This window comes from Roseovarius halophilus (ex Wu et al. 2025), assembly GCF_047086965.1.
Genome location: NZ_JBKOTX010000031.1, coordinates 14,697 through 34,312 on the forward strand (window position 1 = coordinate 14,697; position 19,616 = coordinate 34,312).

The following is a 19,616-nucleotide window of genomic DNA, read 5'->3' on the forward strand; positions in this document are numbered from 1 at the left end:
AGGGCCCCATGCTTCTTTGTATCGATTGCGGCAACACGAACACCGTCTTCGCGCTGTGGAACGGCGAGGAGTTCCTCTGCACCCTGCGCACCAGCACCCACCATGCCCGCACGGCGGATGCCTATTTCACCTGGTTCTCGACCCTGTTGAACCACTACCGGATCGAGCCCGAGATCACGGATGTCATCATTTCCTCGACGGTGCCGCGGGTTGTCTTCAACCTGCGCGTCTTCGCCGACCGATTTTTCGGCTGCCGCCCGCTGGTGGTGGGCAAGCCCGACTGCCAGCCGCCGGTCCCGCCGCGCGTGGATGCGGGCACCTCGGTCGGCCCCGACAGGCTGGTCAATGCGGCCGGGGCCCATGACCGGCACGGCGGCGATCTGATCGTCGTGGACTTCGGCACCGCCACCACCTTCGATGTCGTGGCGCAAGACGGCGCCTATGTCGGGGGCGTGATCGCCCCGGGCGTGAACCTCAGCCTGGAGGCGCTGCACAGTGCCGCCGCGGCCCTGCCGCATGTGGACGTGACCAAGCCGGCCCAGGTCATCGGGACCAACACCGTCGATTGCATGCAATCGGGGGTCTTCTGGGGCTATGTCGGGCTGGTCAACGGCATTTGCGAACGTATCAAGGGGGCCTACGAGCGCCCCATGAAAGTGATCGGAACGGGTGGCCTCGCCCCGTTGTTCAGTACCGGCGAGGCACTATTTGACACGGTCGAGGATGATCTGACCATGCATGGTCTGACGGTCATCCATCGCCACAACAAGGAAACCACCTGACAATGAGCAGCGACAGAATGATTTACCTCCCCCTCGGCGGCGCGGGGGAGATCGGGATGAATTGCTACGTCTATGGCTGCGGACCCGAGGGCGCCGAACGCCTGATCGTGGTCGATCTCGGGATGACCTTCCCGGACATGGACACCACGCCGGGGGTCGATCTGATCTTCCCCGACATCGCGTGGCTGGAGGCCCGTAAGGACCGGATCGAGGGCATCTTCATCACCCATGCCCACGAGGACCACGTCGGCGCCGTGGGCCACTACTGGGAAAAGCTGGGCGCACCGATCCACTGCCGCGCCTTCACCGCCAATATCGCCCGGCGCAAGATGGCCGAGCACGGCCATCCCGAGTCCACCGTGCGGACCGCCGGCGCCTGGCCCGAGGATAGCGTCACGGCCGGCCCATTCACCGTGGGCTTCGTTCCGATCAGCCACTCGATCCCCGAAAGCTCGGGGCTGGTGATCGACACCGCGCAGGGCCGGCTGGTGCATACCGGCGATTTCAAGATCGACGAGACTCCGGGCCTTGGCGAACCCTTCGACCGGGCGCTCTGGGCGCAAGTGGCCGAACCGGGTGTCAAGGCGCTGATCTGTGACAGCACCAATGTCTTCTCGCACCATCCCGGCCGGTCCGAGGCCAGTATCGGCCCCGAGATCGAGGGCCTGATGAAGACCCAGCCGGGCATGGTCGTCGCGACGACCTTTGCCTCCAATGTCAGCCGGGTGCGCACCATCGCGCAGGCCGGGGTGGCCGCGGGCCGCTCGGTCTGTCTGCTGGGCCGCGCCATGCGCCGGATGATCGAGGCGGCCTCGGAGACCGGCATCCTCGATGATTTCCCGTCGGTGATTACCCCGGAAGAGGCCAGGGACATCCCGCGCGAGAACCTTCTGCTGCTGGTCACGGGCAGCCAGGGCGAACGCCGCGCGGCCAGTGCCCAGCTTGCCAATGGCAAGTACATGGGGCTGCGGCTGAAAGAGGGAGATTCCTTCCTGTTCTCGTCCAAGACCATTCCGGGCAATGAGCGCGGCGTGATCCGGATCATGAACCAGTTCTCGGAAATGGGCGTGGACGTGATCGACGACAGCCAGGATCGCTACCATGTCTCTGGCCATGCCAACCGGCCCGACCTGAAGGCCATGCACGAAATCTGCCAGCCCGGTCTGGTGATCCCAATGCATGGCGAACACCGCCACCTGCGCGAACAGGTCAAGCTGGCAGGCGAGGGGGGCTATCCCGGTGTGCTGGCGGTCAATGGCACCATGGTGGATCTTGGCACGGGCAAGCCGGTCGAGTTCATCGAGACGGGCCGGGTCTATCTGGACGGCCGTGCCCAGGTGGGTCAGTTCGATGGCATTGTCCGCGACCGTATCCGCATGGCGCTCAACGGCCATGTCACGGTGACCCTTGTCATCGACGAGGAAAACGAGCCGCTGGGCGATCCCTGGTGCGACTTGATGGGCCTGCCCGAAACCGGGCGCAACAACGCGGACCTCTCCGAAACGCTCGAGACCGCGCTCGGCGCCTGGCTGCAACGGGCCAAGCCGGCGGTGCTGCGCGACGACGCGGTGCTGGAGAAAGACCTGCGCACGCTGACCCGGCGCACGGCCGAGAACGAGATCGGCAAGAAGCCGGAAGTGACGGTGGTTGTCAGCCGCCTGAGCTAGCGTTGCGCGAATGCCCGTCGGAACCGCGGCGGGATGGAAATTCTGGAATTTCCATCCTACCCGGTGCGGCGTTCGTCAAAGCTCTTGATGATGAATTCGGGCGCATCGTCGCCCATGCCGACAACGGCGCCGTCGCGCTGTTCGCGGCCACGCCCACCCCGGCTGCGCTTGGGGCGGCCGTCGGGTTTCTTGTCCTGGCGGGGGGCCGGCTGAGCCTTGGGGGGCTCCTCCGCCGGCTTGGCCTCGGGCGCGGGGGCCGCCTCGGGCGCGGCGGTCTTTGTCGCAGCCGCGTCGACTGCGGGGGCCTCGGTCTTGCGGCGCGACCGCGTGCGGCTGCGCTTGGGCTTTTCCGCCGGGGTCTCTTCGGGGGCCTCGGGGGCGGGGGCCACCATGGCCAGCGGGTTCTCCAGCCGCGGAATGTCCCTCTCCAGCAGCTTCTCGACCGCCTCGAAGTTCTTTTCGTCGCGCGGCCCGCAGATCATCACGGCCTTGCCCGAGCGCCCGGCGCGGCCGGTGCGGCCGATGCGGTGGACATAGTCCTCGGCATGGCTGGGCACGTCAAAGTTGAACACGTGGCTGACGGCGGGAATATCCAGACCGCGGGCGGCCACGTCCGATGCCACCAGCAGGCGGATCGTCCCCTCCCGAAAGCCGTCCAGCGTCCGCGTGCGCTGCGATTGCTCTAGGTCGCCGTGGATCGGTTCGGCGTCATAGCCGTGTTTCTTGAGCGACTTGGCCACCGCGTCCACATCCGTCTTGCGGTTGCAGAAGATGATGGCGTTGCTGCAGGCCGCGCCTTCGTTGTCGATCAGGGTGCGCAGCAGCTTGCGCTTTTCGCTGTCGGCCCGGTCCTTGCGCGAGCCCTTGAACATGACAACGCCCTGTTCGATCGTTTCCGAGGCCGTGGCTTGGCGGGCCACCTCGATCCGGGCGGGGTTGGACAGGAAGGTGTTGGTGATCCGCTCGATCTCATTGGCCATGGTGGCGCTGAAGAATAGCGTTTGGCGGGTGAAGGGCGTCAGGCCGAAGATCTTCTCGATGTCCGGGATAAAGCCCATGTCGAGCATCCGGTCGGCCTCGTCCACCACCATGACCTTGACGTCCGACAGGATCAGCTTGCCGCGTTCGAAATGGTCGAGCAGGCGCCCAGGCGTGGCGATCAGGACGTCGACGCCCTTGTCGATCCGCTGGTCCTGTTCCTTGAAGCTCACGCCGCCGATCAGCAGCGCCTTGGTCAGCTTGGTATACTTGGCGTAGGTGTCGAAGTTTTCGGCCACCTGGGTGGCCAGTTCGCGGGTGGGGCACAGCACCAGGCTGCGCGGCATGCGGGCGCGCGCCCGGCCCCGCTTGAGCATGGTGATCATCGGCAGCGTGAAACCGGCGGTCTTGCCGGTGCCCGTCTGGGCGATGCCCAGCACGTCGCGCCCCTCGAGCGCGGGGGGGATCGCCCCCGCCTGGATGGGCGTAGGGGTTTCGTAGCCGGTTTCCTCGATCGCCTTGAGTACCTTGGCATCGAGTTTCAGGTCGGAGAATTTCGTCAAAGCAAGCCTTTCGCGTGGTCGCGGCGTTGGAGACGGCCGCAGATCCTCACGCGGCCCGCCCGGCCGGATTGCCGGGGCGTCTTTAGTAGCAGCGGCATACGCGGCGGCGTGACAAAGGTCAAGGAAATCGACGGCCACGGTATGCGCCCTATCTGGTGAGAGTGAAGACGGAAACACGGATAAGGAGTCCCGATATGATCAAGAAGCACGGCAGCGCGGTCTGGAGCGGCGGATTGCAGGGCGGCAAAGGCACCGTCAGCACGCAGAGCGGGGCGATCAAGGGACTGCCCTACGGGTTCGACACCCGGTTCGAGGATGCCCCGGGCAGCAACCCCGAGGAACTGATCGGCGCCGCGCACGCGGGCTGTTTCGCCATGGCCCTGTCCAATATCCTTGGCGAGAGCGACATCGTCCCCGACGAGATCGACGCGACCTCGACCATCCACCTTTCGATGGAGGAGGGGCCCAGGGTGGTCCGGGCGCATCTCGACGTCACCATCACGGCGGCGGGCGACGAAGACACCATCATGAAGGCCGCCAAGGCCGCCGAGAGCGGCTGCCCGATCTCGCAATTGCTGGATTGCGAAATCACGATGGAGGCCCGGATCGGATGAGGCTGTTCCCCGGCCCGCGCGCCACGGCGGGCGCGCCGGGGGTCAGACCATCATTTCCTTGGTCGCCGACAGGGTGATCTCGGGGTAGTCCCGTTCGACCCGGTCGATATCCCATTGCAGGCGGGTCATATAGACCACGTCGCCGTCGTTGTCGTAGCTGATGTGCTGTTTGTTGGCCTGTGCGAATCGTTCCACGGCGTCACGCGGACCATGGACCCAGCGGGCAGAGGTGAACTGTGACGGTTCGAACCGGACCGGCAGGCCGTACTCCATCTCGATCCGCGATCCCAGCACCTCGAATTGCAGCTGGCCTACGACCCCGACGATATAGCCCGCGCCGATCATCGGCTTGAAGACCTTGGCGGCGCCTTCCTCGGCGAACTGGAACAGCGCCTTTTCCAGGTGCTTGGCCTTCATCGGATCGCCCGCGCGGACCCCTTGCAGCAGCTCGGGCGCGAAAGAGGGGATGCCCGTGACCTTGAGCGCCTCACCCTCGGTCAGCGTGTCGCCGATGCGTAATTGCCCGTGGTTGGGAATGCCCATGATGTCGCCCGCCCAGGCCTCTTCGGCCAATTCGCGGTCGCTGGCGAGGAACAGCACGGGGTTGGAGATCGCCATGGGTTTCTTGCTGCGCACATGGGTCAGCTTCATGCTGCGTTTGAAGTGCCCCGAGGACAGCCGCACGAAGGCGACCCGGTCGCGGTGCTTGGCGTCCATGTTGGCCTGCACCTTGAAGACGAAACCGGTGACCTTGGGTTCCTCCGGGGAGATCTGGCGCGGCGTGGCGCTGGTGGGCTGCGGCTCGGGGCCGAAGTCGCCGATTCCCTCCATCAGTTCCTTGACGCCGAAGGAGTTGATCGCCGAGCCGAACCAGATCGGCGTCATGGTCCCGTCCAGCACCGCCTGCACATCCAGGGGCGGCAGCAGTTCGCGGGCCATCTCGACCTCTTCCAGGAAGGGCGCGAGCAGGTGGTCGGGAACGTGTTCGGCCAGCTTGGGGTCGTCCAGCCCGTTGATCTCGATGCTCTCGGCCACCTTGTTGCGGTCGGCCCGGTCCATCAGTTCCAACCGGTCGCGCAGCAGGTCGTAGCAACCGATGAACTCGCGGCCCGTGCCGATGGGCCAGCTGGCGGGCGTCACGTCGATGGCCAGGTTTTCCTGAATCTCGTCCACGATCTCGAAGGTCTCGCGGCTCTCGCGGTCCATCTTGTTGCAGAAGGTCAGGATCGGCAGGTCGCGCAGGCGGCAGACCTCGAAGAGCTTGCGGGTCTGGCTTTCCACGCCCTTGGCCCCGTCGATCACCATCACCGCCGCATCCACCGCCGTCAGCGTTCGATAGGTGTCCTCGGAAAAGTCCGAGTGGCCGGGCGTGTCCACAAGATTGTAGCGAAAGTCCTTGTAATCGAACGACATGGCCGAGGCCGAGACGGAAATGCCCCGGTCCTTTTCCATCTGCATGTAGTCCGAGCGGGTGCGCCGCGCCTCGCCCTTGGCGCGCACCTGACCGGCCATCTGGATGGCCCCGCCATAGAGCAGGAACTTCTCGGTGAGCGTGGTCTTGCCCGCGTCAGGGTGCGAGATGATCGCAAAGGTGCGGCGGCGGGCGATTTCCGGGGGCAGATCGGGGCGGTTTGTCATGGCGTCCCCATAGCCCCTGCGCGTGTGAAGGGCAACGCGGCCCGCGTCCTTACTGTGCCGACGCCGCCGGGCGCAGGCGACGCAGGGCGTCGCGGCTGCGTACCTCGTTTTCCTGCACCTCGTCGGACAGATGTGCGGGGGCCGCGTGATCGGGCGGCACCTCGCCCAGCCACATGGCAAGCTCGCGGGGCAGGGCGGCGCGGGGGTGGCTGTCCACCAGCAGGGTCTCGGCGGCGATGCCCTCGGCATAGAGGATATGGTGGTCATCAAAGAGCAGCTGGACGTACGCCACGAAGCCGCCGTCCTGTTGATAGACGGTGTCCCCGTCGATCAGGTGGCGCACCTTGACCGGCACCTCGAAGCGGCCCACGCCGATCGCGTCACGGTGCTGGCCGATGAACAGCCGGTGTTCGGGGGACAGCAGCATGTCGCGGGTGTTGCACATCGCGCCCGCGCGGATCACCACCGGGGCGAAATCGCCCATGGCGCGCAACGTCGCATGACCTGCCTAGCGCACCGCCTTCGCGCCGCCGTCGCGGGTCAGCACGCGGTCACCGATCTGCAGGTGCTCGATCGGCACCTGTTCGCCCGACGCCAGGGTGATATGCGTGCCGCGCGCGAAACTGGCAAAAGCGACCTCGCCAAAGCGGGCCGGGGCGCTGTCGCGATCGGCGCTGACCAGCCGGTAATCGCGTCCCGCATGCAGTTGCGCCAGCGGCAGCAGGAAGACATTGACGGCCTCGTCGCCTTCGACCTCGACCAGCACCAGCGCATCGAGCGTGGTGCCGCTCTGGGCCATGAACGTCAGGCAGGAGTCGAGGTGGAGCTTGTTGCCCGGCGTGCCGATTTTGGAGCCCGCCTCGATCCGCAACCCCCGGGGTGCCTTGTCCGAAGAGCAGGACAGCGCCAAGCGCTGCGCGTCCGGTGATAATCGGTAGACATCGTCCATCACCAGTTCGTCCAGGAACGAGATCGGGTCGCCCTCGGCCACGCCGTCGATGACGCGGAAAGCGTCGCATGGAAAGACCGGGATGGTTTGGCTGGCGGGGGCGCTCATGAGACCTCTTGAAATCTGTTGCTGGTTAAACTGACCTGACGAGGATAAGGGTCGCGGTGAAAGATGGTCAAGATCGGTCGGATCCATGACCATTTTGTCACACGGCACAGAATTACAGGGAGACAGCCGATGGACTACGGAATTCGGGGAAAGCGGGCGCTCGTCTGCGCGTCCTCCAAGGGGCTGGGGCGCGGCTGCGCCGAGGCGCTGGCCGAGGCCGGGGTGAACCTGATCCTTAATGCCCGCGGTGCCGAGGCGCTGGAGGCCACGGCCGAGGAGATTCGCACCGCGCATGGGGTGGAGGTTGTAACCGTGGCCGCTGACGTGACCACGCCCGACGGTCATGATAGCGTGCTCGCCGCCGCCCAGGAATTTGATATCCTTGTGACAAACGCTGGCGGCCCGCCGCCGGGGATGTGGACGGACTGGGACCGCGACGATTTCATCGCCGCGCTGGATGCCAACATGCTGACGCCCATCGCCCTGATGAAGGCGCTGTTGCCCGGCATGATGGAGCGGGGCTGGGGCCGCGTCGTCAACATTACCTCGCAATCGGTGAAATCGCCGATTCCGGTGCTGGGCCTGTCCAATTCGGCGCGTGCCGGGCTGACGGGCTATGTCGCGGGCACCGCGCGGCAGGTGGCCCCCCACGGCGTGACGATCAACAACATGCTGCCGGGCATCCACGCCACGGACCGGGCCGACAGCCTGGACAAGGGCGTGAGCGACCAACAGGGGATCACGATGGAGGAGGCCCGCACCCAGCGGCAGGCCACGATTCCCGCCCGCCGCTACGGCACCGCGCAGGAATTCGGCGCCATGTGTGCCTTCCTGTGTTCCGACAAGGCCGGGTTCATCGTGGGCCAGAACATCCTGCTGGACGGCGGCGCGGTGAACGCCACGCTTTGACCTTGCCCCCCGGGCGCGGGGTTGCTATCTGCGCCCGGATACCCGATTTTTTCGGTCGGATAACGAGGCGCAGGTGGCACCGCAAACCCCAAGGCTGGAAGTCAAGTCCCTGGTGAAAGCCTACCAGGGCCGGCGCGTCGTGGATGACGTGTCGCTCTCGGTGCAGCCGGGGCAGGTGACCTGCCTGCTGGGCCCCTCGGGCTGCGGCAAGTCCACGACGTTGCAGATGATCGCCGGGATCGAGATGCAGGACAGTGGCGAGATCTGGGCCGATGGTCAGCTGCTCTGCGATACGGTGCACCGCGTGCCGCCCGAGCGCCGCGGCATCGGGCTGATGTTCCAGGATTTTGCCCTGTTCCCGCATCTGAGCGTGGCGCAGAACGTGGCCTTCGGGCTGCGCGGCCAACGCGGGCTCCTGCGCCGTCAGGCCGAGGCGCAGCTGGACAAGGTCGGGATGCTGGCCTACGCCGACAATTACCCGCACGAGCTGTCAGGCGGCGAACAGCAGCGCGTGGCCCTGGCCCGGGCCCTGGCGCCGAAACCCTCGATCATGCTGATGGACGAACCCTTCAGCGGGCTCGACAACCGCCTGCGTGACGGCATCCGCGATGAAACCCTCGACCTGCTGAAAGAGGCAGGTGCGGCGGTGCTGCTGGTCACGCACGAGCCGGCCGAGGCCATGCGCATGGCCGACGAGATCGCCCTGATGCGGGACGGGCATATCGTCCAGAGCGGGGCACCCTACAACATCTACAACACCCCGGTCGACAAGGAAGCGGCGGCTTTCTTCAGCGATATCAACGTGATCCGCGGAACCGCGCGCAACGCCTTGACCGAGACCGCCTTCGGCCAGTTCCTCGCCCCAGGCACGCCAGACGGCACCGAGCTGGACATCGTGATCCGGCCCCAGCACCTGAAGATCGACTTCGACCGCGACGGGCGCGGCCCCAACCCCACCCCCGAGGACGGCACGCCGGCCCGAGGCGTGGTGGAACGCGCGCGCTTCATGGGCTCGGAAAGCCTGGTGGAATTCCGGATGGACTACGACGGGTCGCTGCTGCGCGCCGCGGTGCCTTCGGTCTTTCTGCCGAAACCGGGCACGGCGCTCTGGCTGATGATCCGGCGCGATCGCTGCTTTGTCTTCCCGCATGCGCCCTGACCGGCACCATCGCGCCTGCGCGGTCGCATCACGACCGCCAAGGCGGGCGCGAATCGCATGGCCGTGCAATAAGAGCAGGTGCGGGGCCTGCCGCGCGGCGGGCCGGTTGAAAACCGGGCCCATGCCGCATTAATCGGTTAGATGCTGCGATTGTGCCTTTCATTGGCGGCCATAAGCCCCTAATTCTCGGGGCTGACGAACACAAGCGGGCCGATCGGCCCACAGAGTGGAGAGATGACATGCTCAACAACATAGGCCTTCCGGGGCTTCTTCTGATCGCGGTCGTCGTGCTGGTGCTTTTCGGACGCGGCAAGATCTCGTCCCTGATGGGCGAGGTCGGCAAGGGCATCACCGCCTTCAAAAGGGGCGTGGATGACGGCAAGAAGGAACTCGACTCCGAGTCCGACGAGGTGGCCTCCGAGGTCACCCCGAAAGACGAAGACACCAAAGCCTGATCGGCTGACGCGACATGCCTGACCTTGGCTGGACCGAGCTTTTGGTGATCGGAATCGTGGCGCTGATCGTGGTCGGTCCCAAGGACCTGCCCGGTCTGTTCCGTGCCTTTGGCCGGTTCACCGGAAAGATGCGGCGCATGGCGCGCGAGTTTTCCTCGGCCATGAACGCGGCGGCCGACGAGTCGGGCGTGCGGGACATCGACAAGACGATCCGTGCCGCGGCCAACCCGGCCAAGAGCGCCAGCGATGCCGTCAAAAACACCGCGAAATCCGCGATGAAGCCCGGCGGCGAGACGGAACGCCTCTCGCAGGAGCGCAAGGAGGCGGCCGAGAAGATCCGCCAGAACGCCGCGCGCGTCGCGGAGGACCGCATGGCCCGCGAGGCTGCCGAGGCCGAGGAAGCCATGGAGAACGGCGCGGACGAGCCGCCCGAGGACACCGGCGAGGCCGCGCCCGGCCCCACGAAGGACAGCGCATGAGCACTGGCGACAGCACCGGCGACGAGATCGAGGACAGCGCCGCACCTCTGATCGAGCACCTTACAGAGCTGCGCACGCGGCTGATCCGTTCGGTCGCCGCCTTTCTGGTAGGCATGGTGATCTGCTTTACCGTGGCGACGCCGATCTTCAACTTCCTGACAGATCCGCTGTGCCAGGTTCTGTCCGAACGCGGGCAGGATTGCGACCTGATCTTCATCTCGCCGCAAGAAGGCTTCTTCGTGGCGATCAAGGTTTCGCTTCTGGGCGGCTTCGCGCTGGCCTTTCCGGCGATCGCGCACCAGATGTGGCGCTTTGTGGCGCCGGGGCTCTACCGGTCGGAACAGGGGGCGTTCCTGCCCTTCCTCGTGGCCTCGCCCTTCATGTTCTTTTTGGGCGCGGCCTTCGCCTTCTACGTCGTCACGCCGCTGGCCTATGATTTCTTCCTGGGCTTCCAGCAGTTCGGCCAGGCGGGCGAGGCGGTCGTGGACGACCAGGTCTCGCAGGGCCTTTCGGTGGTCTTCCAGGGCTCGGCCCAAGAATACCTTAACCTGACGATCAAGTTCATCCTGGCCTTCGGGCTGTGCTTTCAGCTGCCGGTATTGCTGACGCTGATGGGCAAGGCCGGGCTGGTCAGCGCACCGGGGCTGCGGCAGGTGCGCAAATACGCGGTGGTCGGCATCCTGGCGCTGGCCGCGCTCGTGACCCCGCCGGATGTCATCACGCAGGTGATCCTCTTCGTGGTGGTCTACGGCCTCTACGAGATATCGATCCAGCTGGTTGCCCGGGTCGAGCGCAAGCGCGAGGAAAAGCTGCGTGCCGAAGGGCTGTGGTTCGACGACGACCCGGACGTCGGCGATCCCGACGACGACAGCAGCAACGAGGACCCGGAAAAGTGACCGAGGAAGAATCCCTGCAGCGCATCGCCAGGGCGCTTGAGCGCATGGCGCCAGTACCTATGCCGACACCTGATTTCCGCACCGCGCCGGCCTTCGTATGGCACCCCGACCCGGACCGGCTGGTGGCCGTGGACAGGATCAATCGCGTCGAGCTCGACCTTCTGCTGGGCATCGACCGCGCGCGCGACACCCTGCGCCGCAACACCGAGCAGTTCGCCCGCGGCATGCCGGCCAACAATGCCCTGCTCTGGGGCGCGCGGGGGATGGGAAAATCCTCGCTGGTCAAAGCGGTGCACGGGGCCTTGGCCGCCGCGCACTCCCAGCTAAAGATCGTGGAGATCCAGCGCGAGGACCTGCCCAGCATCGGCCGGTGCCTTGCGATGCTGCGTGGGCGTGAGGAACGCTTCATCCTGTTCTGCGATGACCTGTCGTTCGCTAACGACGACCAGCATTACAAGGCGCTCAAGGCCGTGCTGGATGGCGGGGTCGAGGGGCGGCCCGAGAATGTCGTGCTTTATGCCACGTCAAACCGGCGTCACCTGATGCCGCGCGACATGATCGAGAACGAACGCTCCACCGCCATCAATCCGGCTGAGGCGGTGGAGGAGAAGGTCTCGCTGTCGGACCGTTTCGGGCTCTGGCTTGGCTTTCACCCCTGCGACCAGGACGACTACCTGGCCATGATCGAGGGCTATTGCGCGGCCTATGGCGTGGTGTTCGACCGCGACAGCCTGCGCGCCGAGGCGATCGAGTGGCAAGCCACGCGCGGCGCCCGTTCGGGCCGCGTGGCCTGGCAGTTCTTCACCGATCTGGCCGGGCGCCAGGGCATGCGGATATGAACGAATTTCCAGAAATTCGGTCGCCGTTCAAAATTCTGGAATTTTGATCAGGGCAGGTAGTCGGCGGGGTCGACCCGGTCGGTGCCATCGGCCACCTGGAACTGGAAGGTGACATTGTCACCGTCTGCCGTGCGACCGATGGTGCCGCCCTGGGAGACAGAGTCGCCCTGTGTCACCGAAATCTCCGCCACGCCGATGTAGATGGTGGAGATATTGTTGCCATGGTTGACGAGAATGAACTTCGTTCCGTTCACCTCTTCGCTTATGAGCCTGACCGTGCCGTCCGCGGCCGCGCGCACCGGGGCGTCCGCATCGGTCGAGAAGACGATGCCGCGGTTTTCGGGCGGATTGTAATCGCGGATGATGCTGCCCGAAACCGGCGCGATCAGTGGCGCATCCGTCTGTTCCGGGCTTTGCTCGCCGATGTCGGGGCTGGGCGGGTCCTCGGCCTCTGCATCGGCCGTGTCCTCTGTCCCGCTTTCCGGGCTCTCCGTTGGCAGGGGACTGGCGGCGCTGGGCGGGGTCGGCGTCTGCGTGCCACGCCCCGGCTCTGTTACCTCGTCGTCGTCGGACGCGGCCGGTGCCGTGCCGCTGGCCGGGATCAGCAGTTGCTGGCCCTCTCGGATCGTCAGGTCGGCGCCCAGCCCGTTCCATTCGGCCAGACCGCGCACCGGCACGTCATAGAGCCGGGCGATGGAATAGACCGTCTCACCGCGCGCGACCTGGTGGCGCAGCGGTTCCACGCCCGTGGGGGCGTCGTCTTGCGGGGTCTCTGTCGCGGCCGCGTCCTCCTGTTGCGGTTCGGCGCGGTCGATCGCGTCCGAGGCCAGCGTCGTCACGTCAACGTCCGAAGGCGCGCGGATCGGGCCTGTACCGGGCGCGCCCGTTTCGGGCGAGGGTTCCGTCACGCGGCCCGGCAGGGCGACGATCTCGTCCCGGCGCAGCGGTGTGTCGGGTTCGATGGCGTTGTAACGGGCCAGTTCCTGGGCCGAGATTTCCAGCCGCTCGGCGATCTGGCGCACGGTCTCGTCCCGGCGCGCCACCACCACCTGGTGGCCGGGATAGGAGATCACGCCGCGATCATCGGGGCGCGGCCGGTCGGGCAGTTCGGCCACCGATTGCGAGGTGTCGAACCCGCCGCCGATGTCACGCAGGTCGAAATCCGCGAGGTTGCCATCGCCATCGCATGCGGCCAGGGCGAGCAACGCGGTTCCCGCCAGCAGCAGGCGGTGGGGCCGGGCGGGGAAACGGGACAGCGGGGGCATGAACATCGGCTCGATCCTCGGGTCTGGGGCGATCGTTCTCGGTCTGCGTCGCCATTTCGGCGAAGTATAGGGGAAAATCAGTCCGCGCCCAAGCCCTCGACAAGTGGCACGAAGCGCACCGGGCGTAGTTCCTCGTAGTCGAAGCCGTCCTCGCCCCGGGTCACCCGGATCAGCGATTGCACCGTGTCCGACTGGCCCACCGGCAAGACCATGACGCCACCGGGCTTAAGCTGGGCCAGCAGCGGGCCCGGCGGGTCTTCGGCCGCGGCGGTCACAACGATGCGGTCGAAGGGCGCCTGGTCGGGCAACCCGTGGCTGCCGTCGGCGCTCATGGCGGTGATGTTGGTCAGGTCCATTTCTTCGAACAGTGCGCGGGCCTGCTGCACCAGCCGCTTGTGGCGATCCACGGTGTAGACCCGCCGGGCCAGGTGGCTGAGGATCACCGCCTGGTAGCCCGAGCCGGTGCCCACCTCCAGCACCTTGTCGCGCGGCTGCACCCGCAGGGCCTGGGTCATCAGCCCCACCACCGAGGGCTGCGAGATGGTCTGCCCGCAGGCGATGGGCAAGGGCATGTCCTCGTAGGCGCGATCGGCGAAATGGCCCTTGACGAAGCGCGAACGGTCGGTGCGCTCCATGGCCACAAGGGTGCGCGCATCCGTCACCCCCTTGGAGCGTAGCGCGTAGACGAAGCGCATCTGCTGCTCGGGGGTCACGCCAGGGCCTCGCGCAGGGCCTCGAGCCGGTCATGGGCGGTCAGGTCCGCGCGCATCGGCGTGATCGAGATATGGCCCTCGAGGTTGGCCGCGGCATCGGTGCCGGGCGCGGTCGGCGCGTGCTGTGCGCCACCCTTGATCCAGAGGAAGCGCCGCCCGGCGGGCGAATGCGTGGGTTCGACCGAGAACCCGGTGTCGGGGCGGAACCCCTGGATCGTGGCGCGCAGGCCTTTGACCTGTGCCGCCGGGACGGGCGGGAAATTCACGTTGTAGAACAGCCGGTAATCGGCGCCGCTGTCCCAGGGCGCGCTGTCCAGCAGTTTCCGGACGGTGGCCACGCCATGCAGCGCCGCGGCCTCGAAGGGGGTGTCGGCCTTGGCGTTGTCGGGGCCGTAGTACTGCGAAAGGGCAATGGCGGGCAGGCCCTGCAGGGCGGCCTCCATGGCGCCACCGATGGTGCCCGAATACATCGCGTTCTCGGCGGCGTTGTTGCCGCGGTTCACCCCCGAAAGCACCAGGTCGGGCCGGGCCCCGGCCATAACATCGTGCAGCCCGGCCAGAACGCAGTCGGCGGGCGAACCCTCGGCGGCATAGCGGCGCGGGCCCAGCTCGGCGATCATGGTCGGATGGCTGTAGGAGATGCAGTGGCCGACGCCGGACTGTTCGAAGGCGGGGGCCACGGTCCAGACCTCGCCATCGGGGCCCGCGATCTCGGTGGCGATGGCGTGCAGGACCGCCAGCCCCGGCGCGTTGATCCCGTCGTCGTTGGTGATGAGAATGCGCATGTCTGTTCCCTTTTGGCCTGTTTACCGGGGGTGCCGGCGGGCGGCAAGGACCGGCAGTGGCCTTAGGCCGGTCCGCAGGACGGCAGTGACCGCCGTCTTGTGCGGTGCCCCGGTGCGCCTCGCGCTCAGCGCGGCCCGCAGAGCGCTCGGCTAGCCGGTGATGTCGCCCAAAAGCCGGGCCGCCTCGTCCTCGGGGCGCGCCAGTCCGCTGCGATCCTCACCGGGGTGAAAACGGGCGCGGGTGCCCGTGGGCATCGCCCTGGGCATCAGGATGCGCACCTGCGGGCCGGTGTGCTCGGCCTCGCACTGCCAGGACCGCGCCAGCGCGATCTGCGCCGCCTTGGAGGCCCCGTAGGCGCCGTAATAGGGCTGTCCGCCCTGGGGATCGTCGAAGAAGACCGCGCGGCCGTCACGGCCCAGCAGGGGGGCGACATAGCCGATCAGCCGCTGCGTGGCCGTGACATTGACGTTCATGGCGGTGTCGAAATCCTTGCTGCCCATGGCGGCGGCGGGCGAGAGAGGGGCGGCATGAACCGCCGCGTGAACCCAGAGAGCCACCTTGCCCCAGCGGTCGTGGATCGAGCGGCAGAGCTGCTGCATGGCCGGGTCGGTGGTGATGTCCATGGGCGCGAGCGTCGCCTCGCCGCCCCGGTCGCGGATGCGGTCGTCCAGCTCTTCCAGCGCGCCGGTGGTGCGGCCCACGGCAACGATGTGATGGGTCGGGGCGAGGGCCTGGGCCAGGGCGGCGCCAAGGCCGCGGCTGGCACCTGTGATGAGGGCGATCGAAGTCATGGCCCGCTGTTAAGACAGCCGCACGGGCTTGGCAATCCCGCCCGGTCGCCCCCGTCTGTTTCCTCTCCCGCAGGCTCAGCCCGCCAAGGCCAGTTGGTAAAGACGGTCGCGCCGGCGCAGGATCACGTGATCCTCGGCGATCCGTTCGACCCGGCCCGCATCGGTTCTGTCCCCGACGGCGACCTTGCGAATTGTTCCGTCGCGCTCGCGCAACAGCGCGCTTGCCCGGGGGCCGCCGGTCATGGTGCCGATCAGCCGCGTGCCATGCAGCTACAGGGCCTCGGGATCGGTCGCCGCCCGGGCGGTGGCCGCGTTGGTTGTCTGGGTCATCTGGGGTCTTCCTGCTTGCGCCAAGGGATACCGAAGACAGGCAGATATGCGCCGCGGCAGAGGGGCGAAAGGACGCGCGCACGGGCAATGCCGCGTTGCGGCGAAAACTGGCCGACGCGCGGGACTGGCGTTATTCGGCGGCCTTCATCTGGAACCCCTGGTCCAGCATGTCGGTGGGTTCCACCGGGTAGTCGCCGGAAAAACAGGCGTCGCAGTATTGCGGGCAGGCGGTATCGCGGCCCTGCGCCTCGCCCACAGCCCGGTAGAGCCCGTCGAGCGAGATGAACTTGATGCTGTCGACGCCCAGGTGGTCACGCATCTCGTGCTCGGACATGGTGGCGGCCAGCAGCTTTTCGCGCTGGGGCGTGTCCACGCCGTAGAAGCAGGGCCAGGCCGTGGGCGGGCTGGCGATGCGGAAGTGCACCTCGGCGGCCCCGGCATCGAGGATCATGTCCTTGATCTTGCGGCTGGTGGTGCCGCGCACCACGCTGTCGTCGACCAGGATCACACGCTTGCCCTTTATCAGCGCGCGGTTGACGTTGAGTTTCAGCCGCACGCCCATGTTGCGGATCTGCTCGGTCGGCTCGATGAAAGTCCGGCCCATGTACTGGTTGCGGATGATCCCCATGGCGTAGGGGATGCCGCTTTGCAGGGCATAGCCGATGGCCGCCGGGGTCCCGCTGTCGGGGACGGGGCAGACGAGGTCGGCCTCTACCGGGCTTTCCTTGGCCAGCTCGCGCCCGATGCTCTCGCGCGTGGAATAAACGGACTGCCCGCCCAGGATGCTGTCGGGGCGGCTGAAGTAGACGTGCTCGAAGATGCAGAAGCGCGACTTGGCCGGGCGGAAGGGCCGATGGCTCTGCACGCCCTTCTCGGGGGAAATCACGACCATCTCGCCCGGTTCGATCTCGCGCAGGAACTCGGCGCCGATGATGTCGAGCGCGCAGGTTTCCGAGGCCAGCACCCAGCCCTCGCCCAGCTTGCCCAGCACCAGCGGGCGCACGCCCAGCGGGTCGCGGCAGCCCATCAGCTTGGTCCGGGTCATGGCGACCACGGAAAAGGCGCCCTCGACCTTGCGCAGGGCCTCTTCCATGCGGTCGGGTATGGTCCGGCCCATGGAGCGCGCCATGAGATGGATGATGCATTCGCTGTCGCTGGAGGACTGGAAGATTGAGCCGCGTTCGATCAGTTCGCGGCGCAGTTGCAATGCGTTGGTGATGTTGCCGTTGTGGGCCAGTGCGGCGCCGCCCATCGAGAATTCGCCGAAGAAGGGCTGCACGTCGCGGATCTGGGTGCCGCCCTTGGACCCGGCGGTGGAATAGCGCACATGGCCGATGCCGATGGGGCCGGGCAGGGTGGCCAGCAGCTTTTCCGAGGTGAAGTTGTCGCGCACCAGCCCGAAGCGGCGGGCCGAGTTGAAGCCCTGTTCGGCGTCATGGGTGACGATGCCGCCGGCCTCTTGCCCGCGGTGTTGCAGGGCATGCAGGCCGAGCGCGACGATCGAAGCGGCATCCGCCACGCCGACGGTGCCGAACACCCCGCATTCCTCTTTCAGTTTGTCGTCGTCAGCCCCGTCGCCGGTATAGTCGAATGGATGGGCGAGTGGCAGCACCTTGGTCACGTATGGACCCTCCGAATCTCACGGACTGAACCTTGCCCCTCACATAGTCCTGTGCGGGGTCGCTGTCACCAAACGATTACATTCCCAGGTGCGCGTTGCGGCCGCTTGGCCGGGTCAGTCAGGGGTACAGCCCGCGACCAGCTGTTCATACTGCGTGGTGATCCAGCCCAGCGCCTGCTCGGGGTCTTCCGACTGCATCCGATCGGTGAAACCGCCGAAGACGGCACCGGCGCGGCTGTCGTCGATCATGGCGACCTCTTGCGTCTCGAGGATTGTCTCGTAGACGAAAAAGGCCACGGCCACCAGAAGGATGCCCCGCAGCGCCCCGAAGAGAAAGCCCAGCCCCTGGTCGACCCCGCCGAAGGCCGAGCGTTGCACCAGCGAGGAAAACACCGGGGTGAAGATCGACACGACCACCAGCACGATGGCGAAGACCGCGGCGAAGGCCGCGATGATCGACAATTCGCAACTGTCGCCGATGAAGTCGCCCAGAACCGGGATCTGGCGCACCAGCGGCGTGACCCGGTCGGCAAAGATGAAGGCGACTACGGCGGCCGCGACCCAGCCGGCGATGGCCAGCAATTCGCGCACAAGGCCGCGGCTGTAGGCCAGCAGGGCCGACAGAACGATCATCACGGCCACGATTCCGTCAATGAGGGTGAAATCGCCCATGTCCCGGCCCCTTGCTCCTTTGGCGGCGGCCCGGGCTATCGCGCCCCGAAGACCCCTTCGACGAATTCCGGCAGGTCGCGCATCTCGCGCAGGGCGACCCCACCGGAGCCCACGCGTTTTGCGCGCACGGACGTTACCGCCGATTTAAAACCAAGTTTCGCGGCTTCTTTCAACCGGTTTTCGGTCTGGGCCACCGGACGCAGGGCGCCGGACAGCGATATCTCTCCGAACAGGACGCAGTCGGCCGGCAGCGCCGCATCCTCCTTGGCCGAGATCAGCGCGGCGGCCACGGCAAGATCGGCGGCCGGTTCCGAGACCCGCAGCCCGCCGGCCACGTTCAGGTAGACGTCGAGCCCGGTAAAGGGCAGCCCCGCGCGCGATTCCAGCACCGCCAAGATCATCGCCAGGCGCCCGCCGTCCCAGCCCACGACCGTCCGGCGGGGCTGGGAATGGGGCGAGGGGGCGACCAGCGCCTGGAACTCGCACAGCATGGGGCGCGAGCCCTCGATCCCCGCAAAGACGACGGACCCCGGCGCCGGGTCGCCGCGTTCGGACAGGAACAGCGCCGAGGGGTTCCTGACCTCGACCAGGCCCCGGCCGGACATCTCGAAGACGCCGATCTCGTCGGCGGGGCCAAAGCGGTTCTTGTGGCTGCGCAGGATGCGGAACTGGTGGCCGCGCTCGCCTTCGAAATAGAGGACCGTATCGACCATGTGCTCGACCACGCGGGGGCCGGCGATCTGGCCATCCTTGGTGACATGGCCGACCATGACCACGGCGATGCCGCGCCGCTTGGCGAAATTCGTCAGCTCGTGCGCGGCCGACCGCACCTGGCTGACCGAGCCGGGGGCCGCCTCGACCGAATCCAGCCACATGGTCTGGATGGAATCGATGATGACAAGGTCGGGCGCTTGCGCATCCATCGTGGTCAGGATGTCGCGCAGGTTGGTCTCGCTGGCCAGCTGCACCGGGCTTTCGGTCAGCTCCAGCCGCCGGGCGCGCATCTGCACCTGGCCCGCCGATTCCTCGCCCGAGACATAGAGCACCTTCAGCCCGGTGCGCGCGAAGCGGGCCGCGGCCTGCAACAGAAGCGTGGACTTGCCGATCCCCGGATCGCCGCCCACCAGAAGGGCGCTGGCCTTGACCAGCCCGCCGCCCAGCACCCGGTCAAGCTCGGCCACGCCGGACTGGGTGCGCGGCGGCTCGGGTTCCTCGGTGGCCAGATCGGTCAGCGTCAGCGCGCGCCCGCGCTTGACCCCCAGCCCCTTGGCCTTGGGCCCGCTGGACAGCGGTTTGGCCTCTTCAATCGTGTTCCAGGCGCCGCAGGCGTCGCACTGGCCCGACCACTTGGAATGGGCGGCGTTGCAGGCGGTGCAGATGAAGGAAAGATCCTTGGCCATGT

At 66.9% G+C, this 19,616-nt stretch carries 19 protein-coding genes and 1 pseudogene; 9 read left to right on the forward strand and 11 right to left on the reverse strand.

Features of this window, described 5'->3' with window-relative positions:
• The first annotated feature begins 8 nt into the window (after nt 1–8).
• Together ACH107_RS08730 and ACH107_RS08735 are read left to right on the forward strand one after the other, a co-directional pair.
• On the forward strand, nt 9–782 hold the full coding sequence (locus ACH107_RS08730; protein WP_310690751.1) for a type III pantothenate kinase: 774 nt from the start codon (nt 9–11) through the stop codon (nt 780–782).
• A 2-nt stretch (nt 783–784) separates the two neighbouring features.
• Complete coding sequence (locus ACH107_RS08735; protein ID WP_412505502.1) at nt 785–2,449, forward strand: ribonuclease J; 1,665 nt, start codon at nt 785–787, stop codon at nt 2,447–2,449.
• A gap of 56 nt (nt 2,450–2,505) precedes the next feature.
• Here the strand turns inward: ACH107_RS08735 and ACH107_RS08740 are convergent, their stop codons facing one another.
• A complete protein-coding gene (locus tag ACH107_RS08740) occupies nt 2,506–3,990 on the reverse strand; it encodes a DEAD/DEAH box helicase (RefSeq protein ID WP_310690749.1) in 1,485 nt (494 codons plus the stop codon).
• 194 nt (nt 3,991–4,184) lie between these two features.
• Between ACH107_RS08740 and ACH107_RS08745 the strand changes: the two genes are divergently transcribed.
• Nucleotides 4,185–4,604, forward strand: coding sequence for an OsmC family peroxiredoxin (locus ACH107_RS08745; RefSeq protein WP_310690748.1), 420 nt, complete (start codon nt 4,185–4,187; stop codon nt 4,602–4,604).
• A gap of 42 nt (nt 4,605–4,646) precedes the next feature.
• Here ACH107_RS08745 and ACH107_RS08750 read toward each other — a convergent pair whose 3' ends face one another.
• Nucleotides 4,647–6,242, reverse strand: a complete 1,596-nt coding sequence (locus ACH107_RS08750) for a peptide chain release factor 3 (protein ID WP_310690747.1) — start codon at nt 6,240–6,242, stop codon at nt 4,647–4,649.
• 49 nt (nt 6,243–6,291) lie between these two features.
• Nucleotides 6,292–7,392: pseudogene (locus ACH107_RS08755) on the reverse strand (Hint domain-containing protein).
• A gap of 36 nt (nt 7,393–7,428) precedes the next feature.
• Between ACH107_RS08755 and ACH107_RS08760 the strand changes: the two are divergent.
• From ACH107_RS08760 to ACH107_RS08785, 6 genes are all read left to right on the forward strand, one after another.
• The gene (locus tag ACH107_RS08760) at nt 7,429–8,208 is read left to right on the forward strand and encodes an SDR family oxidoreductase (protein WP_412505503.1); all 780 of its coding nucleotides are present in this window, start codon (nt 7,429–7,431) and stop codon (nt 8,206–8,208) included.
• A 73-nt stretch (nt 8,209–8,281) separates the two neighbouring features.
• On the forward strand, nt 8,282–9,367 hold the full coding sequence (locus tag ACH107_RS08765; RefSeq protein ID WP_310690745.1) for an ABC transporter ATP-binding protein: 1,086 nt from the start codon (nt 8,282–8,284) through the stop codon (nt 9,365–9,367).
• A gap of 239 nt (nt 9,368–9,606) precedes the next feature.
• A complete protein-coding gene (locus tag ACH107_RS08770; protein WP_310690744.1) occupies nt 9,607–9,822 on the forward strand; it encodes a twin-arginine translocase TatA/TatE family subunit in 216 nt (71 codons plus the stop codon).
• A 14-nt stretch (nt 9,823–9,836) separates the two neighbouring features.
• Entirely contained in the window at nt 9,837–10,301 is a 465-nt protein-coding gene (gene tatB / locus ACH107_RS08775) for a Sec-independent protein translocase protein TatB (RefSeq protein ID WP_310690743.1), read from the forward strand.
• Nucleotides 10,298–11,197 (forward strand): twin-arginine translocase subunit TatC, encoded by a 900-nt coding sequence (tatC, locus tag ACH107_RS08780; RefSeq protein WP_310690742.1) that lies wholly within the window; start codon nt 10,298–10,300, stop codon nt 11,195–11,197. The genes tatB and tatC overlap by 4 nt, the downstream gene beginning before the upstream one ends.
• Nucleotides 11,198–11,241: 44 nt before the next feature.
• Nucleotides 11,242–12,036 carry an ATP-binding protein gene (locus tag ACH107_RS08785; protein ID WP_412505507.1) on the forward strand — a complete coding sequence of 265 codons (795 nt, stop codon included), beginning with the start codon at nt 11,242–11,244 and terminating at the stop codon, nt 12,034–12,036.
• Nucleotides 12,037–12,083: 47 nt separating this feature from the next.
• Here ACH107_RS08785 and ACH107_RS08790 read toward each other — a convergent pair whose 3' ends face one another.
• The 8 genes from ACH107_RS08790 to radA form a co-directional block, all read right to left on the reverse strand.
• Nucleotides 12,084–13,307: a M23 family metallopeptidase gene (locus ACH107_RS08790; RefSeq protein WP_310690741.1), complete on the reverse strand. Its 1,224-nt coding sequence runs from the start codon at nt 13,305–13,307 to the stop codon at nt 12,084–12,086.
• A 71-nt stretch (nt 13,308–13,378) separates the two neighbouring features.
• On the reverse strand, nt 13,379–13,996 hold the full coding sequence (locus ACH107_RS08795) for a protein-L-isoaspartate(D-aspartate) O-methyltransferase (protein WP_310690764.1): 618 nt from the start codon (nt 13,994–13,996) through the stop codon (nt 13,379–13,381).
• A 14-nt stretch (nt 13,997–14,010) separates the two neighbouring features.
• Nucleotides 14,011–14,799, reverse strand: a complete 789-nt coding sequence (surE, locus tag ACH107_RS08800) for a 5'/3'-nucleotidase SurE (protein ID WP_412505504.1) — start codon at nt 14,797–14,799, stop codon at nt 14,011–14,013.
• A 150-nt stretch (nt 14,800–14,949) separates the two neighbouring features.
• On the reverse strand, nt 14,950–15,591 hold the full coding sequence (locus ACH107_RS08805; RefSeq protein WP_412505505.1) for an SDR family NAD(P)-dependent oxidoreductase: 642 nt from the start codon (nt 15,589–15,591) through the stop codon (nt 14,950–14,952).
• A gap of 75 nt (nt 15,592–15,666) precedes the next feature.
• The gene (locus ACH107_RS08810; protein WP_310690738.1) at nt 15,667–15,834 is read right to left on the reverse strand and encodes a hypothetical protein; all 168 of its coding nucleotides are present in this window, start codon (nt 15,832–15,834) and stop codon (nt 15,667–15,669) included.
• 217 nt (nt 15,835–16,051) lie between these two features.
• Nucleotides 16,052–17,530, reverse strand: a complete 1,479-nt coding sequence (gene purF, locus ACH107_RS08815) for an amidophosphoribosyltransferase (protein ID WP_405049830.1) — start codon at nt 17,528–17,530, stop codon at nt 16,052–16,054.
• Nucleotides 17,531–17,656: 126 nt separating this feature from the next.
• Nucleotides 17,657–18,214, reverse strand: a complete 558-nt coding sequence (locus ACH107_RS08820) for a CvpA family protein (protein WP_310690736.1) — start codon at nt 18,212–18,214, stop codon at nt 17,657–17,659.
• Nucleotides 18,215–18,249: 35 nt separating this feature from the next.
• Nucleotides 18,250–19,614 carry a DNA repair protein RadA gene (radA, locus tag ACH107_RS08825; RefSeq protein ID WP_310690735.1) on the reverse strand — a complete coding sequence of 455 codons (1,365 nt, stop codon included), beginning with the start codon at nt 19,612–19,614 and terminating at the stop codon, nt 18,250–18,252.
• Between the last annotated feature and the right edge of the window lie 2 nt (nt 19,615–19,616).

Coding starts and splice junctions, on each gene's coding strand:
- ACH107_RS08730 (WP_310690751.1), top strand. CDS start 9: ATGCTTCTTTGTATCGATTGCGGCAACACGAACACCGTCTTCGCGCTG.
- ACH107_RS08735 (WP_412505502.1), top strand. CDS start 785: ATGAGCAGCGACAGAATGATTTACCTCCCCCTCGGCGGCGCGGGGGAG.
- ACH107_RS08745 (WP_310690748.1), top strand. CDS start 4,185: ATGATCAAGAAGCACGGCAGCGCGGTCTGGAGCGGCGGATTGCAGGGC.
- ACH107_RS08750 (WP_310690747.1), bottom strand. CDS start 6,242: ATGACAAACCGCCCCGATCTGCCCCCGGAAATCGCCCGCCGCCGCACC.
- ACH107_RS08760 (WP_412505503.1), top strand. CDS start 7,429: ATGGACTACGGAATTCGGGGAAAGCGGGCGCTCGTCTGCGCGTCCTCC.
- ACH107_RS08770 (WP_310690744.1), top strand. CDS start 9,607: ATGCTCAACAACATAGGCCTTCCGGGGCTTCTTCTGATCGCGGTCGTC.
- tatB (WP_310690743.1), top strand. CDS start 9,837: ATGCCTGACCTTGGCTGGACCGAGCTTTTGGTGATCGGAATCGTGGCG.
- tatC (WP_310690742.1), top strand. CDS start 10,298: ATGAGCACTGGCGACAGCACCGGCGACGAGATCGAGGACAGCGCCGCA.
- ACH107_RS08785 (WP_412505507.1), top strand. CDS start 11,242: ATGGCGCCAGTACCTATGCCGACACCTGATTTCCGCACCGCGCCGGCC.
- ACH107_RS08790 (WP_310690741.1), bottom strand. CDS start 13,307: ATGTTCATGCCCCCGCTGTCCCGTTTCCCCGCCCGGCCCCACCGCCTG.
- ACH107_RS08795 (WP_310690764.1), bottom strand. CDS start 13,996: ATGCGCTTCGTCTACGCGCTACGCTCCAAGGGGGTGACGGATGCGCGC.
- surE (WP_412505504.1), bottom strand. CDS start 14,799: ATGCGCATTCTCATCACCAACGACGACGGGATCAACGCGCCGGGGCTG.
- ACH107_RS08805 (WP_412505505.1), bottom strand. CDS start 15,591: ATGACTTCGATCGCCCTCATCACAGGTGCCAGCCGCGGCCTTGGCGCC.
- ACH107_RS08810 (WP_310690738.1), bottom strand. CDS start 15,834: ATGACCGGCGGCCCCCGGGCAAGCGCGCTGTTGCGCGAGCGCGACGGA.
- ACH107_RS08820 (WP_310690736.1), bottom strand. CDS start 18,214: ATGGGCGATTTCACCCTCATTGACGGAATCGTGGCCGTGATGATCGTT.
- radA (WP_310690735.1), bottom strand. CDS start 19,614: ATGGCCAAGGATCTTTCCTTCATCTGCACCGCCTGCAACGCCGCCCAT.